At 64.2% G+C, this 520-nt stretch carries 2 protein-coding genes; both read left to right on the top strand.

Going from position 1 to position 520, the window contains the following annotated elements; translation table 11 throughout:
* Window positions 1-235 (top strand): hypothetical protein (locus B7P34_RS36155; protein ID WP_223268629.1); only part of this gene is annotated, 235 nt, incomplete at its 5' end.
* The gene (locus B7P34_RS36160; protein WP_146167054.1) at window positions 232-516 is read left to right on the top strand and encodes a hypothetical protein; all 285 of its coding nucleotides are present in this window, start codon (window positions 232-234) and stop codon (window positions 514-516) included. The genes B7P34_RS36155 and B7P34_RS36160, both read left to right, overlap by 4 nt.
* Window positions 517-520: the final 4 nt, after the last annotated feature.

Raw genomic sequence — 520 nt, forward strand, 5'->3', positions numbered from 1 at the left:
GCTGTTGCTGTGCTCATGCGGCATCACCTCGGGCACCGTGACCGGAAAGGGCCACGACGATGCCTACAGCGTCACGACGGTCACGACGATCGGGAACTGCACCTGCTACCCGGAGACCACCTACTACGACGAGTGCTGGCGTCTGGATCTGCGCCGGGGCAACGACACGGGGTCGGTGTGTGTGGACCGGGCCCGCTGGGACGCCACCCCTGTCGGTGCGGTGGTGACCACGTGAAGCGACGCAGGCACTTGCACGTCGGCGAGAACTTCTCGTCGTGGGAAGAACGCATCGACTACCAGTTGGCGTACGCCCACGACCGCATTGACATCCGCCGCGACATTGACCACAGCCTGGCCGCCAGGATTGGCGAGACACAGGCGGCTGTCGATTCGGTCGTCCGAGATCTGCGGAGGTCTCAGGCGCAGGTCCACACCCGCATAGCGTGGATGTGGGTGGCGATCGGCTCGTTGACGCTGGCTGTCCTGACACTTTTGATCTTCGGGCTCGTTCAGTGAAGCC

The organism is Streptosporangium nondiastaticum (assembly GCF_003011965.1).
GTDB classification, from domain to species: Bacteria; Actinomycetota; Actinomycetes; order Streptomycetales; family Streptomycetaceae; genus Streptomyces; species Streptomyces nondiastaticus.